Source organism: Candidatus Didemnitutus sp. (assembly GCA_019634575.1).
GTDB lineage: Bacteria > Verrucomicrobiota > Verrucomicrobiia > Opitutales > Opitutaceae > Didemnitutus.
Map to the genome: position 1 here is coordinate 2,595,004 of JAHCAY010000001.1, position 16,861 is coordinate 2,611,864.

Here is a 16,861-nt window from a genome sequence, read left to right on the forward strand (position 1 = left end):
TGGTTGGGTTTGCTTTCGGGTTGAGAAAAAATGCGCTCACGGCTGGCGCGGCGCGGCGGCGATCGGCTGGCCGTCGACGGTCGCGCCGCTGACGGCGTCGAGGACGAACGGTCCGCCGGTCGCGGGGGAAAGCGCGCAACGGCGAAACACGAGGTCGCGCGCGTGGGTGGCGAGGACGCCGCGCGCGGAGACGATCGCGCAGTCCTCGAAAAGGACGTTCTGCACCGGCGAGTCGGGCAGGCCGGTGATGCGCACGGCGACGGGCACGCCACTCGCGGCGACCTTGCGCACGGTGACGTTGCGGAACAGCGGCGGGCGCTGCTGCGCGACGGCGCTCGGGTCGGCCGAGTAATCCAGGTTCAGAATCGCGACTTCGTATTTCAGGTCGCGCGCGGTGATGTTCTCGACCCAGACGTTCTCCACGATGCCGCCGCGGTCGGGGCGGGACTTGATGCGCAGCACGCGATCGGTGCCGACGAAGTCGCAATCGTGCGCGTAGACGTTGCGCACGTCGCCTGACATCTCGCTGCCGATGACGATGCCGCCGTGGCCGCGCCGGCTGGTGCAATGGCGCATGACGACGTTCTCCGTCGGGCGCGCGACGCGCCAGCCGTCCTCGTTGTAGCCGGACTTCAGCACGACGCAGTCGTCGCCGGTGGAAAAGGTGCAGTATTCGACGAGGACGTTGCGGCAGGAATCGGGGTCGAGGCCGTCGTTGTTCGGGCCGTCGGTGTCGACGTTCACGCGGCGGACGATGACGTTCTCGCAATAAACCGGGTGCAGCGTCCAATTCGGGCCGCTGCCGATGGTGAAGCCCTCGAGGAGCACGTTGCGGCACTCAACGAACGACACGAAGCTCGGCCGGATCGCGGCGGCGCGCGTGCCGAAGACGCGCTGCTCGACCGGCACGCCTTTCGCGGCGAGCGCGGGCAGGCCGCTCTGCTCGGATTTTTTCCACGGCCACCACGCGGCGCCGTTGCCGTCGAGGCGGCCGGGACCGGTGATCGCGATGTTTTCGCAACCGCGCGCGTAGATGAGCGGCGAGTAGTTGAAACACTCGATGCCGCCGACGCGCACGAAGACCGGCGGCAGGTAATCCTCGAACACGTCGCTGAACACCACCACCGCTCCCTCGGCGAGATGCAGGTCGATATTGCTGCGCAGATGGATCGGTCCGGTCAGCCAGCGCCCGGCGGGAATCACGACGCGACCGCCGCCGGCCTGCGCGACGGCCTCGATGGCACGCGCGATCGCGGCGGTGTTCTTCGTCGTGCCGCCCTCAACTGCGCCGTGCTCGACGATGCTCACGCTGCGCACGGGGAAAATCGGCCGCTGCAGCTGCGGCATCGGAAACGGCGCGCGGATCGGCGCGATCGGCTCCGCCGAATCGTCAGCGGCCCGCGCGGCACCGGCGGCGCACGCGATCACGCTCGCCAGAAAAAATCGGCGGAAGGCGCGCGGCGCAGTGCGTCCGATGGGGCGGAAAGCGGGGAACAACCCGGAGGGTTGCATACGGTTCGAACAACCGGCTCGGCGTGATCGCTGCGGAGCATCGACCGGAACGCCGATCGGGAGGGGAAGTAGCGGGGTGGTGGTTGGTAGACGAAGCCCGTCGGGGTCGCGTGCTGTCGCAGCGCTTTTCCGACGTGCGGAAATTTTGCGCCGCACGAATTCCGCGAGCAACGGGCGGCCCGTTCGCATCGTTGAACACCGCACGCGTCCGCGCCCGCCGCGAATCAACGATGCGCACTTGTGTCGGATTGCGGACGACGCGCGCGGCGTGGTTCGCTCCCGGAAGATTGCTCGACGCGACTCGTGCGCGCCGCCGCCCCTCTCCCACCCCATCTCGCGCGTCTCGCCATGAGCACCGCTTCCCTTTCCCCGGCGCCGTCCCGCGGCCAAGTCGGCCAGTTTCGCTGGGCGATCTGCGGCCTGCTCTTCTGCTCGGTCGCGATCAATTACGTCGACCGCAACATCATCGGCATCCTGAAAGGGCCCTTGAGCAAGGAGCTCGGCTGGAGCGAGACCGACTACGCGCACATCGCGTCCGCCTTCCAGTTCGCCTACGCGTTCGGCTACCTGCTCGGCGGACGTCTCATGGACAAGATCGGCATCCGCCGCGGCTTGCCGCTGGCGGTGGCGGTCTGGAGCGTCGCGGCCGCGGCGCACGGTCTCTGCGCGCTGTTGCCGCTCGGTGAATCGTTCACGCTCAGCCTGCCGTGGAAGAGCGCGGGCGTCGCGGCCTCGCTCGTGCTGCCGTTCACGGTGCTGGGCTTCATGAGCGCGCGCGTCGTGCTCGGCCTCGCAGAGGGCGGCAACTTCCCTGGCGCCATCAAGACCGTCGCCGAGTGGTTCCCGCAACGCGAGCGGGCGCTGGCCACGGGGCTCTTCAACGCCGGCTCGAACGTCGGCGCGATCATCTGCCCGTTCGCCGTGCCGCGCATGTATGCGGCGTGGGGCTGGCCGATCACGTTCTACGTCACCGGCGCGCTGGGCCTCTTCTGGCTCCTGGCTTGGTGGTGGCTCTACGAAAACCCCGAGACGCACCCGCGCCTCTCCGAGTCGGAGCGCGCCTACATCCGCGAAGGCCAGCCGGCCGATCCGGCCCCGGCCGCCAGCACGCCTGCGAAGGTCGGCTGGATCGCCTTGCTCGGCCATCGCGCCACCTGGGCCTACATCGCGATGAGCATCCTCGCCGGGCCGGTGTGGACCATCTACATGTTCTTCCTGCCGGACTTCCTGCAAAAGCGCTATCAGCTGTCGCTGGTCTCGGTCGGCAACTGGACGGCCGTGTTCTACTTCGTGGCTTCGTTCGGCGGCATCGCCGGCGGCTGGCTGGCGGGCCATTTCCTCGGCCGCGGCTGGACCGTGAACGCCGCGCGCAAGGTCGCGATGCTGCTCTGTGCCGTGGCTGTGTTGCCCATCTATCTCGCGCCGTATGTGTCGAGCGTGTGGCTGACCGTGCTGATCGTCGGGCTCGCCGGCTCGGCGCATCAAGGCTGGTCGGCCAACCAATTCAGTTTCGCGTCCGACACGATGCCCAAGGCGGCCGTCAGCTCGCTTGTCGGCCTCGGCGGGTTCATCGCGTATTTCACCGGCGGCTTCACCGCCGAGATCATCGGCGTCGTGCTGAAACACACCGGCAGCTACGCGTCGATCTTCGCCGTCGCCTCGGTGATGTATGTGTCCGCGCTGCTCGTGATGCACTTGCTCGTGCCGCGCATCGGACAAAAGTGACGGCCGTGCTCTACGCGCTCGTCGTCCCGCTCCTCATGACGCTCACTCCGGCCCCTTCCTCGTCCGCTCCGGCCGCCGCACCCGCACCGTGGTCCGCCGACCGCGGCGACGGCACTTACCAGAATCCCGTGCTCTACGCGGATTACTCGGACCCGGACGCCATTCGCGTGGGCGACGATTATTGGATGACGTCGTCGAGCTTCGGCCACGTGCCCGGCCTGCCGATCCTGCACTCGCGCGATCTGGTCAACTGGACACTCGTGAACCACGCGTTGCCCGCGCTCGTGCCGCGCGAACACTTCGCCTCACCGCGCCACGGCGCCGGCGTGTGGGCGCCTTCGCTGCGCTATCACGACGGGAAATTCTGGATCTTTTATCCCGATCCGGATTTCGGCCTCTACGTCATCACGGCCAAAGATCCGCGCGGCGCGTGGTCCGAACCGCTCCTCGTCAAAGCCGGCCAAGGCCTCATCGATCCGTGCCCGCTCTGGGACGACGATGGCCAGGCCTACCTGATCCACGGCTGGGCGAAGAGCCGCGCCGGCATCAACAACCAGCTCACGCTCCACCGCCTCGCGCCCGACGGCACGCGCGTGCTCGACGACGGCCAGGTCATCATCGACGCCAACCAACTCCCCGGCTGGCGCACGCTCGAAGGCCCGAAACTCTACAAGCGCGACGGCTACTACTACGTCTTCGCGCCCGCGGGCGGCGTGACCGAGGGATACCAAGCCGTCTTCCGCGCGAAGAACATCTGGGGTCCCTACGAAAACCGCATTGTGCTCGAGCAGGGCGCGACGCCCGTCAACGGCCCGCACCAAGGCGCGTGGGTCGACACGCCACAGGGCGAGCACTGGTTTTTCCATTTCCAGGAGCTGCCCGCCTACGGCCGCGTCGTGCATCTCCAGCCGATGCGCTGGCGGAGCGACGGCTGGCCCGTGATGGGCGAAGCGGCCGACCGCGATGGTGCGAAAAGCCAACCCGTGCTCCGCCACGCCAAACCCGCGCTCCCACCGCAACCGCGCGCCGTGCCCGCGACCTCGGACGAATTCGACGCGCCCACGCTCAGCCTCCAATGGCAATGGCAGGCGAACCCGCGCGCCGAATGGTTCTCGCTCACGAAAAAAACCGGCGCGCTCTCGCTGCGCTTCGTCGCCACGCCATCCGCCGACTCGCATTGGTCGACACCGCAGCTGCTGCTCCAGAAATTCCCCGCGCCCGATTTCACCGCGACAACCACGCTCACGGTCGACGGCGGCGCGGAAGGCGACCGCACAGGCCTGATGGTTTTCGGCTACGACTACGCCTGGCTCGGCTGGACGAAGCGCGATGGACGCGACCTCCTCGTGCTGCGCAGCTGCCGCAGTGCCCAAAAGGGCGGCCGCGAACACGATCTCATCGCGCTCGACGCCCCGCCGGGGCCGCTGCATCTGCGCGTCACGGTCAGCGCGGGCGGCCTCTGCCGCTTCGCCTACAGCACCGACGGCCGGGACTTCACGCCGATCGGCGGCGAGTTTCAGGCCTCCTCCAGCCAATGGGTCGGCGCGAAGCTCGGCGTGTTCGCCGCCGCACGCCCGGAGGCAACGAGCGCCGGACGCGCGCATTTCGCGTCATTCGTCGTTCGTCGCTGAGCCCGGCGCCCTTCCGTCCCCCTCTCGACCGCGCCGCGGCGCCGGATTTGCGGGCTTGAGTGCACGCGGGCGCAGCGCGAAGTTTCGCCGCGTTTTCGCACCAGCGGAAAACACCTGCGTTCCCCATGCCTCCGGAAGCCACCTTGGAAGACGTCGCCCAACGCGCGGGAGTCCACCGCTCGACGGTCTCGCTCGCGCTGCGCAACAGCCCGCGCATCCGACCCGAGGTCCGCGAACGCATCCAGGCCATCGCGAAGGAAATCGGCTACCGCGTGAACCCGCTCGTCGCGACGCTCATGCGCTCGCGCCGCTCCGGCCACGCGATCAAGCACGTCTGCCTCGCCTACGTGACGAATTATCCCACGCGCTACGGCTGGCGTCCGGAGCATCACGATCGCCCGGATTTTTTTCCCGGCGCCCAACAGCGCGCCGAGGAACTCGGCTACAAGCTCGAGCACTTCTGGCTCGCCGAACCCGGCATGACGCCCGCGCGCATGAGCGACATCCTCAGCCGCCGCGCCATCACCGGCGTGCTGCTCGGCCGCCTGCCGCCCGGTCAGTCGGCGCTCGAGCTGTGTTGGGACCGTTTCTCCGCCGTGGCGCTCGGCTACACGCTGCGCGCGCCGGAGCTGCACCACGTGGCCGAGGACCCGTTTTCCGGCATCACGCAGATCGTCGAGCAATGCCTCGCCCGCGGTTACCAGCGGCTCGGCTTCGCCGTGGTCGATGTCGACGACAGCCCGAGCTGGGGCGACCGTCTCGTCGGCGCGTTCCTGCGCGCCCAATCCCGGCTGCCGCGCGCGAATCACATTCCACCGTGCGACTTCGATCCGGGCCCGGCATTTCGCGAGAAATTCCTCGCATGGGTGAGAAAATGGAAACCCGACGCCATCGTGAGCACGCGCGGCCAGCCGACGTTCAACTGGCTGCGCGAGGCCGGCTACTCCGTGCCGCGCGACGTCGGCCTCGCAACGATGATCAACAACCATCCCGAGCACGGCATTTCCGGCATCTACAACGACCCGCGCAGCCTCGGCGCGCTCGCGACCGAGATGGTGGTCGGCATGCTGCACCGCGGTGAAACCGGTCTGCCCGCCGAGCCCCACTTCGTGCTGGCGCCCGGCCGCTGGCTCGACGCCGGCACACTGCGCGCGCCGGTGAAGTGAGCGCGAGCCGCATCCGGAAACGGCGAACCGATTTGACCGCCGCATCGCGTTCGCGGCGTAGCGTGGACCGCGCCCGGTATTCTCAGGGATTGACCGTGACGCGCAGCGGGGCGGCGGCGCGGCCCTTGTCGTCCTTCGCGTTGATGCGGAATTCGTAGGTGCGGCCGCGCGGCAGCGTGACCTCGATCGACCACTGCTGCTCGGTGTCGCGATGGACCAGCGCGGCGATTTCCTGCGTCGGCGCGTCGGGCGAGTCGTAGCGGCAGATCGCCTCGAGCGATTCGATGACGGCGTTGTCGGCGAGCGCGGCGACTTCGAGGACGATGCGATAGCGCCATTGGCCGTAAGGCTCGGCGCGGCTCGCGAGGTGGCGCAGCACCGGCGCACCCTCGGGCAGGTCCGAGCGCGGTCCTTCGATCTTCGTCACCGTCGTGCTCGCCTGCGCGACCGCGCGCTCCTTCAGCGGCGCGGGCACGTGCACGCCGTCGGGGCGCAGCGGCGTGGCGTTGTAGACGAGGTTGTAGCCGGTGGCGAAGACCGGCGTGTAGCCGAGCAAATCGGCGGCGCCGTCGCCGTCGAAATCGCCGGCGAGGAACACGCGTTGCTCGGGGAAATCGTTGCCCGTGGCGAGGCGCGGCCAGACGGGATTGCGGCTGAAGCGGCGGTAATCCGCGCCGAGATACACGCGCAGGCCGTTGCGGCCGCCGATGCCGATGTCGAGGCGTCCGTCGTGGTTGAAATCCGCCACGACAACCGACGCCGTGCCGAGCCCGAGGCCGAATTCACTCGCGACGAGCTCCCACGGGTCTTCCCAGCCCGCGCGGCCCGAGGCGCCGAAGACCACGCGGATGCGTTCGCCGCGCTCGACGTCGTTGTCGGTCAGGATCAGGTCATCGCGGCCGTCGCGATCGAGGTCGGCGACGACGACGTCGCGCGCGAAGTCGTCGCGTCCGCCGACGGGCCAGAGGAACGGCTTGGTCGCGCCGTGTTGGTTGAAGAACATCCACGCACCGGTGCAGCGGCCCTTGTCCTCGGTCGTCACCGCGATGTCGGCGAAGCCGTCGCCGTCGAAATCGCCCGCAGCGAGCCGCGTGATGCGATCGAATTTCACCGTGTAAGGATCGCCCATCGGCGTGACGCCGCTTTGCGCGACTTGCAGGAGGCGGAAGCGATCGTAGCCCTCGACGACGGCGACGCCCCAGCCGAGCGCGCCGGTGAAGAAGCGGCCGGTCGCGGCGGCGCGCAGCGGCTCCGTCGAGCGATAGGGTTTGAGGGTCGGCACGAAAACGCCGTCCGCCGAACCGAAGAACACCTGGAGAAGCGGGCCGGCGGCGACGACGAGGTCGGTCTCGCCATCGTGATTAAGATCGCCGGCGACGAGCACTTCGGGCGTGAAGCCGCCGAGGCTGGAGAGGTCGAGCGTGCCGGTGGATTTGAAGCCCTTCACGTTGTCGCGGCCGTAGAGCACGATGCCGTTCTCGATCGCGGCGAAACCGCGGATGCGATTGCCGGAATACAGCAGCACCGCGTGCACGGGCGGTTGCGCGGTGGCGATGCCCGCCGTGGGGCCGAAGGCGAATTGCGGCACGGGCAGCGTCGCGGTGTTGAAACGCACGGGCGCGTCCGGCGCGGTGCGGGGCATTTGCTCGAGCCACGCCGTGGCGACGACGGCGTCGCGCGCCGGCCGCGGCAGCTCGAGCGCGCGCGGCAACGGCTCCGGCACAGGCGTCGCGGCGGACTCGGCCGTTTCCGGCGCGTTTTTCTCCGCCTCGTTTTTCGGCGGCTCGACGCGCGGGCGGGCGCTGCGGATGCGATCGTTTTCCACCCACTCGTCGAACGCCTCGTCGGCGCCCTCGTAGGCCACGAACGCCCGCGACGGCTCGGCGCGCAACACGACGGCGCGGTGCCCGGCGCCGGCCTTGTCGACGATGACGCGCGCCCCGGCCTGCCAGAGCGCCTCAGCGGCGACGACGACGGAGGGGGCGAGAAGAGCGGAAACCGCGGCGAGAAGCAGGCGCGACGTGGGGGCGCGGGAAATCATCGCGGCGGACTTTGTGGTCTGGCCCAGCGCGGGGCGACGAAAAACTGAGGTGAAACCCCTGTTTTTACCCGGGACCAATGCCGCCATTACGCCGTGGACCTCAGGGTCAGTGCGCAGCGAAGGCGAACTTGCCTTGCGATGAATTGCGATCAGCCGCGCCGGGGAACATCAGTTTTCGAAGCTGGCGAAGACGATCGGATCGCCCGCGCCGTTTTTGTGGCGAGCGATGTCGCCAGCCACGCCCACAGAAGAGCATTCGAGATAAAAGCCGTGTAGTAAGCAGCTCCGGCGAGGGGGCTCCCTGTCGCCCAAGGCATGTGCCGCACCGCAGACAGGAAGGGCAACTCGAGCACTTCCTTTACGCCTAGAATCCATGCGCCCCAGTAGTTGTAGTCGCAGGCTCCGAGCATCGCGCTGTATGCGAGACTCAGGAGTATAAACAACCAGACACGCGCCCTCATTGGCGAAAGCTTCACGCGCCGGTCAGCTCGTCGTAGATCGTGCCGAGATTGCCGGGGAGGCGGCTGTTTTGCGCGGCGTGGTAGTCGGGGAAGGCGTCGAGGTTTTGCTGCGTGACGATCTCGGCCTTCGATTTGCCGGCTTTGATTCCGGCGGCGACGTGCGCGATCAGCGCGTCGAGGAAGCCGGCCATCGCGAGCACGTCGGCCTTCGTGCCGGTGACGCCGAACTTCGGGTTGCCGTGCCCGAAGATGTAGATCGCGTCGGCCGGATAGTGCGCGGCGAGCTGCGGCAACACGTCGCGCCAATGCTGCATCTTGCATCCGTCGACCTTCGGCGTGACGGGGTAGAGGCGGTTGAAGACGAGGTCGCCGGTGTGCACGACGTTGGCCTTCTCGAAATGCACCGCGATGTCGCCGCCCGTGTGCGACGGACCGAAGAACTTCGCGCTGACGACCTCGTCGCCCACGTCCATGCGCCAGGTGTCGCTGAAAAGCGTGTCGGGAATCGTCGGCTCGCCCAGCTGCGGGCTGCGCGCCGCGGCGGCTTTTTGCAGCGCCGGCACGGCCTCGTGCGCGACGAGTTTCTTCGCGGCCGGGCGCAGCGTGGCGTTGCCGCCGGTGTGATCCCAGTGGTGATGCGTATCGATGACGGCGTCGAGCATGCGGCCGTCGCGGCCGGGCAAGCCGGCGAGGAATTGGGCCGCGGTGTCCGCGAACTGCGTGTCGACCGCGACGAGCGCGTCTTTATTGGAGAGCCAGCCGATCGTGCCGCCGCGACCGGTGAAGAGGCCGACGCCGCGCCGCAGATCCTTGAATTCCACCTTCACCGGCGGCGGCGTGGGGGCGGCGGGAGCCGGCGCGGGCGCCGAAGCCGCCGGGGTGGCATTCTGTCCAAACAGCGAGCCTCTCGCGAGAAAGCTGAGCGAGAAGGCCGCGGAGGTCGTGACGAGGAAGTCGCGGCGATTCATGGGGCGGGAACTTAGGCGTCCTTTGCGCGCGCGCCAGTTCGTTCTCCCCCCGGCCCATCGCGGAATTTCCCCGCCCGCCGGTGCCGCTTCTCCCCGCCGCCAGTCGCTGAGTTCGTTACGTATTACGTAATGTTCGCGAGCGGCGGAAAGCCCCCCTGCGCCCAAAAATTCGCCGCAGGAGCGGCAGCCCTTCCCGCGCCGACCGTCCACCGATAATTTTTCCGTAATACGCAATACTGCCGATTCCGCGGGGATGCGCGGTTCACCGCTCCAAGTTCCTTGCGCCGCGCTCCCAGCACCCCGCTCCAGAACTTTCCTGTAACCTCCCGCCGCCGGCGCGGTATTCCCCGCTGCACACCCGCCATGCCTACGCCACCCGATGCTCGCTCCCGCCACAGCCGCCGAAATCCAGGTTCCCTCCACCGCGACAGTCGTTAGTTTCGCCGCCCACGTGGAAGCTACCGATCACGAACTCATGATTGCCGTTCGCGCCGGCGACGTCGCGCAGCTCGGCCAGCTCTTTGAACGCTACCAACAGCGGCTCTACGCCTTCTTCCTGCGCATGACGAACCAGCCGGCCGTCAGCGAGGACCTCGTGCAGGTCGTCTTCTACCGCATCCTGAAATACCGCCACACCTACCGCGACGAAGGCAAATTCACCGCCTGGATCTACCACCTCGCGCGCAAGGTCGCCGCCGATCATTTCCGCAAACACGCCAAAGCCGCCACCGCGACCGACCCCGTCGATCTCCACGAGCATCCCGACGACGCCACCGTCTCGCCCGACCACTCCGCCACCACGAGCGACGACCTCGCCATCCTCCGCACCGCCCTCGCCCGCCTGCCGCTCGAACACCGCGAAGTCCTCGTCCTCTCCCGCCTCCAAAACGTCGAGCACAAGGAAATCGCCCGCCTCTGCGACTGCTCCGTCGGCGCCGTGAAGGTCCGCGTCCACCGCGCGCTCAAGGAACTGCGCGACGTCTACTTCAAGCTTCGCCGCGACCAAGCCGCCTGACCTCGTCCAACCGGCCGCCCTCCCGGCTCCAGACTCTCCGCTCTCAACTTTCCGCCCGCCATGAACTGCTCCCGCGTCACCGAACTCTTCATCGATTACCAGGACGGCACCCTGCCGCCCGATGAAGCGGCGCAGATGCGCGCCCACCTCGCCTCCTGCCCGACTTGCCAGCGCGAATGGTCCGCCCTTCAGGAAATCACCCGCAAGCTCGACTCGCTCCCGCCACCCGAGCCCTCCACCCGCCTCCGCGAAAACTTCTACGCGATGCTCGAGACGCACCAGCGCGACGCCGACGCACCCAGCCCGTTCGCCCTCGCGAAGAGCCGCCTCGACCGCTTCTTCGAAGCCATCCTCCCCGCGCAACCCGCGCTCCAATTCGCCTTCGCCCTCGCACTCCTCGCCACCGGCATCTTCGCCGGCGCCCGCTTCCTGCAAAAACCCGCCGTCGTCGCCCCCGCCACCGACGAAGCTGCGAAACGCGAAATCGCCGATCTCCGCAAGCAGGTCGACGGCATGGGCAAGCTCGTCGCCGCCTCGCTCCTCCAGCAAAAATCCACCAGCGACCGCCTCCAGACTGTCCTCGCGACGATGGACCTGAAATCGCCCGACCGCAAAGTCCTCACCGACCTCGTCGGCGCGCTCGCGTTCGACCCCTCCGTCAACGTCCGTCTCTCCGCCGTCGAGGCCCTCGCGCCGCACGCCGAGGAAGACGTCGTCCGCGCCGGCCTCCTCGCCGCCCTCCCGCGCGAGAACGCCCCGCTCGTCCAGCTCGCGATGATCGAACTCCTCGCCAACGTCCGCGAACCCGAGGCCGCACCGCTCTTCGACCGCCTCTCGCGCGACGAAACCACCGACAAGAACGTGCGCGACGCCGCCAAGCGCGCCCTCGCCACCCTGCGCACGCCCGCCACTCCCGCTGACAATAAACCCAACGCTCAAACCTCCTCGCCCGCCCAGAAAACCGTCTGAACGGCGCGCCTCAGCCAACCCTCACAAAATGAAGAACCCACTCCACCTCCTCCGCTTCGGCGCCGCCTGCGCCGCGCTGGCCCTCTCGGCCGCCGCACTGCACGCCGCCGAGGATAGCACCGACCAGAACACCGTCCGCTCCAAATTCAGCGACGCATCCAAACCCGGCACCCTCAAGGTCGCCCTGCCCTGGGCCGAGGTCCGCGTCTCCGGCACCGACGGCAACGAGATCGTCGTCACCTCCTCGCTCGAGCAAAAGGGCAAGAAAGAGGTCGACCAGGACGGCTTCCGCCGCCTCGACGAAGACGTCACCTTCGAGATCACCGAGAAGAACAACGTCGCGACCATCGTCATGACCGGCGACAACCCTTGGGCCGCCCAAGGCGCCGAGTTTAACGTCCAAGTCCCGCACAACACCAACCTCGTCCTCCGCACCGAGGCCGGCGGCGACATCAAGGTCGAGAACATCGACGGCGACATCGACATCAACTCGATGAACGGCGAAGTCGCCCTCCTCGACATCGGCGCCTCCGCCGTCGTCAACACCATGAACGGCGAAGTCACCGCCACCTTTAAGAAGGCCCCCGCCAAACCCGTTTCCATCACCTCGATGAACGGCGAAGTCGACGTCCGCCTGCCCAGCGACACCAAGGCCAATCTCCGGATGCGCACGCACAACGGCACCATCCGGACGAATTTCGCCGACAACATTCTCCAGACCAAAACCGAAAAGGTCAGCGGCAAAGGATTTTCCTACGGCTACGGCATGACGCACGACCAAGCCCGCGAACTCGCCCGCCATGCCGAACGCATGGCCCGCGACGCCGCCCGCCAAGCCCGCGCCCACGCCGCCATGATCCGCGGCGACAAGGACGCCAACGACGACAAGGACGACGACCAGACTCCCGAACCGCCCGAGCCGGCCGCCGCCCCCGAAGCTCCCGCCACCGTCACCACGGCCGTCACCGCCTCCACCCCGGACACCACCAACGTATCCGTCGGCAAGCTCACGGCAGCCCCGCGCGCTCCCCTCCCCCCGCTCCCCGGCGGCCCGGTCGGCAAATCCATCGTCGGCACCCTCAACGGCGGCGGCGTCGACATCCAACTCTCCACCATGAACGGCACCATCACGCTCCGGCAGACCAAGTGAGCGACTGACATAGGGCTTTTACCTACATAAAAACCGGGGACGTCCGCGTCCCCGGTTTTTTGTTTTGGTTGGTCGCACCGCGCGTCGCCTCGCATCCTCGCCACGCGTCAGACGGGCCACCGACGCCAGCTCCCATCCACGAGAATCCGGGAGCAATACCCCGATGCACCTGACTCTCGAACGCAAGATCGCGGCCGCCTTTGTCGTCGCGCTGGCATTGTTGTCGGCCGTCGGGATCGCGACGTGGCGCAGCCTGGTCCGCTTCGAACGCGCCTTCGGCATGGTGGAGCATACGCACGTCGTGCTCAACCGGCTCGAACAAATCCAGGCTCAAGCCCTCGAGGTGCAGACCGGCTCCCGCGGCTTCGCCCTGAGCGGCGAGCCCACCTTCCTCGCCCCGATCGACGAGGCGGTGGCCAAAATCAGCGAAAACCTCGCCGCCATCCGCACGCTCACCCGCGACAACCCCGCCCAACAAGGCCGCGTCGAACGTCTCCGGGCGCTCGTCGATCGCGAGATCGCCGTGATGTCGCGACGCGACGAGGCGCGCCGCACGCAAGGCCCCGTCGCCGCGCTCGACCCCGCCGCGCTGCGCGAAGGCAAGCTCGTCATGGACGAGTTGCGCGCGCTCATCCGCGAGATGGAGGAAACCGAGAACGCGCTCCTCGCCGACCGCGCCCTCGCGGCGCGCGACAGCGCCGCGCACACCCGCACGACCCTGCTCCTCGCGGTCGCCCTGCTCTTCGTGTCCGCCGCCGCCGCCGGTGCGCGCATCCAGCGGGACTTCGCCGACCGCAAACACACCGACGATGCGCTCCGCCGCTCGCGCACGCTGTTCGAGACGTTTTTCGAACAGTCGACGGACGCCATCGTCGTCGTCGGCGCCACCGGCGTCATCCGCCGCATCAACCGCCGCAGCGAAGCCCTCTTCGGCTACCCGCGCGCCGAGCTCATTGGCCAACCGCTCGAGGTGCTCATGCCCGACCGTTTCCAGGAGCGCCACCACACGCACGTGCAAGGCTTCCACGCCGCGCCCAAATTCCGCGCGATGGGCGCCGGCCTCGAACTCTTTGCCCGCCGCAAGGACGGCACCGAGTTCCCCGTCGACATCATGCTCAGCCCGCTCGAGACCGACGACGGCCGCGTGGTCCTCGCCGCCATCCGCGACATCACCGAGCGCAAGGCCGCCGCCGCCGCACTCGCCCGCTCCACCGAGCGCATCCGCGACCTCTACAACCGCGCCCCCTGCGGCTACCACTCGCTCGATCCCGACGGCATCGTCGTCGAAATCAACGACACCGAACTCGAGTGGCTTGGCTACACCCGCGACGAAATCATCGGCCGGAAACGCTTCGCCGATCTCCTCGTCCCCGACGACGTCGCGAAGTTCGCGGAATATTTTCCCCGCTTCAAATCCACCGGCACCGCCCAGGACAACGAGCTCAGGCTCCGCCGCAAGGACGGCTCCGACTTCCATGTCTCCATCAGCGCCACCGCCCTCTACGACCCCGAAGGCAACTACCGCTCCAGCCGCAGCATCGTCCACAACATCGACGCCCGCCGCGCCGCCGAACAACGCCTCGCCGCGCTCCACCGCGAGCTCCGGGAACACAGCGCCCGCGTGGAGGACGCCAATCGCGAGCTCGAAGCGTTCTCCTATTCCGTCTCGCACGACCTGCGCGCGCCACTGCGGCACCTCTCCGGCTTCTCCACGCTCCTGCTGGAGCGCGAGAGCAGCCGGCTCGACCCCGAAAGCCGCCGCTACCTCGAAACCATCGTCGCCTCGGCCCGGCGCATGGGCGAGCTGATCGACGCCCTGCTCGACTTCGCCCGCCTCGTCCGCCTGCCCGTGCGCCGCCTGCGCGTCGACTCCCACGCCCTCGTCGGCGAAGTGCTCGCCGAGAAAAACTTCGAGTCCGCCCCCGACACCGATTGGCACCTCGATCCGCTCCCCGCGGTCGACGCCGATCCCGCGCTCCTGCGCCAAGTGTGGATCAACCTCCTCGGCAACGCCGCGAAATACTCCGCCGGCCGCCGCCCGCCCCGCATCCACGTCTCCGCGGCACTCACACCCGACGGCCGCGAGGTCACGTTCACCGTGCGCGACAACGGCGTCGGCTTCGACCCGCGCTACGCCGACAAGCTCTTCAAGGTCTTCAGCCGCCTGCACAGCGACCGCGAGTTCAGCGGCACCGGCATCGGACTCGCCCTCGTCCAACGCATCGTCGCCCGCCACGGCGGCCGCGTCTGGGCCGAAGGCACGCCCGGGGCCGGCGCCGCGTTTTTCTTCACCCTGCCGACCGCCTCCACCCCATGAAAATCCTGCACCTCGACGACGACCCTCTCGATCACGAGCTCGTGAAAGTGCTGCTCCAAACCGAGTGTCCCGAGTGCGAGATCGTCACGGCGGCCAACCGCGCCGAATTCCTCGCCCTGCTCGCGCCGGAGAAATTCGACGTCATCCTCGCCGACTACACGCTGCCGGGCTTCGACGGACTCGAGGCGCTCGCGCTCGCCCAGGAACACATCCCGGACACGCCCTTCGTCTTTTTCTCCGGCAGCATCGGCGAAGACCAGGCCATCGCCGCCGTCCGCGCCGGCGCCGTCGACTACGTGATCAAGGACCGCTACCAACGCCTGCCCACGGCGCTGCGCCGCGCCGTCCTCGACAGCCGCGAGCGACGCCACCTCCGCGAGACGGAGCGCTCGCTGCACACGGCGCGGGAGCGACACCAACGCTTCATCGAGGACGCGCGCGACGCCATCTTCTCCCTCTCCGCCGACGGCGTGATCACCTCGCTCAACCCCGCCTTCGAAACCATCACCGGCTGGAAGCGCCGCGAGTGGATCGGCCAGCACTTCATCCGCCTGATCGACCCGCTCGACAACGAGCGCGCGCGGCTGCGCTTCTCCGAGCTGATGGCCGGCGATCAACCCGGCCTGTTCGAGCTCCGCCTGCGCAAACCCGAAGGCATCGCCAGCGTCGAGTTCACCGTCAATCGCGTCGCCACGCCCGACGGCGGCTTCGAACTCATGGGCATCGGCCGCGACGTCACCGAGAAAAACCGCCTGCAGGAGCAGTTCCTCCGCGCCCAGCGCATGGAAAACCTCGGCCTGCTCGCCGCCGGCATCGCGCACGACCTCAACAACATTCTCACCCCGATGCTGATGGTCTCGCAGCTCCTCCGCGTCCAATCGTCGCCCCAGAACCGGCGCCTGCTCGACACTCTCGAGCAAAGTGCCGCCCGCGGCGCCGGACTCGTGAAGCAAATCCTCTCCTTCGTCCAAGGCGGCAGCGACGAGTTGCGCGTCGTGCAGCTCAAACACGTCGCACGCGACGTCGCCGCGATGATCGAGGAGACCTTCCCCCGCCACCTGCGCTTCGAGCACTCCATCCCCAGCGATCTCTGGCCGGTGCGCGCCCACCCGTCGCAGATGCACCAGATCATTCTCAACCTGTGCGTCAACGCGCGCGACGCCATGCCCAACGGCGGCACGCTCTCGCTCCGTCTCGCGAACCGCCAGCTCGATGCCGACGCCGCCCAAGCCCTGCCCGGAGCGCGCCCCGGCGCCTTCCTCGTCATCGAGGTCGGCGACACCGGCACCGGCATCTCGCCCGCGATCCTCCCGCGCATCTGGGAACCGTTCTTCACCACCAAGGATCCCGGCCGCGGCACCGGCCTCGGCCTCTCCACCGTGCGCGGCATCATCGCGACGCACCAGGGCTTCTGCACCGTGGACAGCACACCCGGCCGCGGCACCACGTTCCGCATCTTCATCCCCGCGGAAATCGCCCCCGCGAACGACGAGCGCGAGATCGATCCCGCGAGCATCCCGCGCGGCCACGGTGAAGCCATCCTCGTCATCGAGGACGAGGGCGACGTGCGGCAAGTCGTTGCGGCGGTGCTCACGCAATACGGCTATCGCGTCACGGTCGCGACCGATGGCGCCGAAGCCGTGGCCCTCCTCTCCGGAAACGCCGCGCCCGCCAACCTGCGCCTGGTCGTCACCGACCTGATGATGCCGCGCCTCGGCGGCCGTGAACTCGTGGAATTCATCCGGCGCGCCCATCCCCACGTGCGCGTGCTGGTCATGAGCGGACTCGCCAGCGGCGACCCCACCGGCGCCGAGTCCGGCGACGCGTTTCTGCTCAAGCCGTTTCGACCCGAGACGTTGTTGCTGGAAGTGCACGCCCTGTTGACGCGCGCGCCGCGCTGAGCGTG

11 protein-coding genes are annotated in these 16,861 nt (G+C 68.3%); 8 read left to right on the forward strand and 3 right to left on the reverse strand.

Annotated features, from left to right (window positions below):
• Positions 1-36 precede the first annotated feature (36 nt).
• The gene (locus KF715_10905; GenBank protein ID MBX3737191.1) at positions 37-1,347 is read right to left on the reverse strand and encodes a glycoside hydrolase family 28 protein; all 1,311 of its coding nucleotides are present in this window, start codon (positions 1,345-1,347) and stop codon (positions 37-39) included.
• A 513-nt stretch (positions 1,348-1,860) separates the two neighbouring features.
• On the opposite strand from KF715_10905, the gene KF715_10910 reads away from it, so the two are divergent.
• The 3 genes from KF715_10910 to KF715_10920 all read left to right on the forward strand — a co-directional run bounded on the left by KF715_10910 (position 1,861) and on the right by KF715_10920 (position 6,034).
• Complete coding sequence (locus KF715_10910) at positions 1,861-3,237, forward strand: MFS transporter (protein ID MBX3737192.1); 1,377 nt, start codon at positions 1,861-1,863, stop codon at positions 3,235-3,237.
• Between the two features lie 35 nt (positions 3,238-3,272).
• Positions 3,273-4,868, forward strand: coding sequence for a glycoside hydrolase 43 family protein (locus KF715_10915; protein MBX3737193.1), 1,596 nt, complete (start codon positions 3,273-3,275; stop codon positions 4,866-4,868).
• 125 nt (positions 4,869-4,993) lie between these two features.
• Positions 4,994-6,034 carry a LacI family DNA-binding transcriptional regulator gene (locus KF715_10920; protein ID MBX3737194.1) on the forward strand — a complete coding sequence of 347 codons (1,041 nt, stop codon included), beginning with the start codon at positions 4,994-4,996 and terminating at the stop codon, positions 6,032-6,034.
• A gap of 82 nt (positions 6,035-6,116) precedes the next feature.
• Here the strand turns inward: KF715_10920 and KF715_10925 are convergent, their stop codons facing one another.
• Positions 6,117-8,075 carry a VCBS repeat-containing protein gene (locus KF715_10925; protein MBX3737195.1) on the reverse strand — a complete coding sequence of 653 codons (1,959 nt, stop codon included), beginning with the start codon at positions 8,073-8,075 and terminating at the stop codon, positions 6,117-6,119.
• Between the two features lie 472 nt (positions 8,076-8,547).
• On the reverse strand, positions 8,548-9,504 hold the full coding sequence (locus tag KF715_10930) for an MBL fold metallo-hydrolase (GenBank protein MBX3737196.1): 957 nt from the start codon (positions 9,502-9,504) through the stop codon (positions 8,548-8,550).
• Positions 9,505-9,883: 379 nt separating this feature from the next.
• Here KF715_10930 and KF715_10935 point away from each other — a divergent pair, with 379 nt between their 5' ends.
• The 5 genes from KF715_10935 to KF715_10955 all read left to right on the forward strand — a co-directional run bounded on the left by KF715_10935 (position 9,884) and on the right by KF715_10955 (position 16,856).
• Positions 9,884-10,519 carry an RNA polymerase sigma factor gene (locus KF715_10935; GenBank protein ID MBX3737197.1) on the forward strand — a complete coding sequence of 212 codons (636 nt, stop codon included), beginning with the start codon at positions 9,884-9,886 and terminating at the stop codon, positions 10,517-10,519.
• 60 nt (positions 10,520-10,579) lie between these two features.
• The gene (locus KF715_10940) at positions 10,580-11,488 is read left to right on the forward strand and encodes a zf-HC2 domain-containing protein (GenBank protein ID MBX3737198.1); all 909 of its coding nucleotides are present in this window, start codon (positions 10,580-10,582) and stop codon (positions 11,486-11,488) included.
• A 28-nt stretch (positions 11,489-11,516) separates the two neighbouring features.
• On the forward strand, positions 11,517-12,638 hold the full coding sequence (locus KF715_10945; protein MBX3737199.1) for a DUF4097 family beta strand repeat protein: 1,122 nt from the start codon (positions 11,517-11,519) through the stop codon (positions 12,636-12,638).
• Between the two features lie 163 nt (positions 12,639-12,801).
• Positions 12,802-14,955 (forward strand): PAS domain S-box protein, encoded by a 2,154-nt coding sequence (locus KF715_10950; protein MBX3737200.1) that lies wholly within the window; start codon positions 12,802-12,804, stop codon positions 14,953-14,955.
• On the forward strand, positions 14,952-16,856 hold the full coding sequence (locus KF715_10955; GenBank protein ID MBX3737201.1) for a response regulator: 1,905 nt from the start codon (positions 14,952-14,954) through the stop codon (positions 16,854-16,856). Before KF715_10950 ends, KF715_10955 begins: the two co-directional genes overlap by 4 nt.
• Positions 16,857-16,861 lie beyond the last annotated feature (5 nt).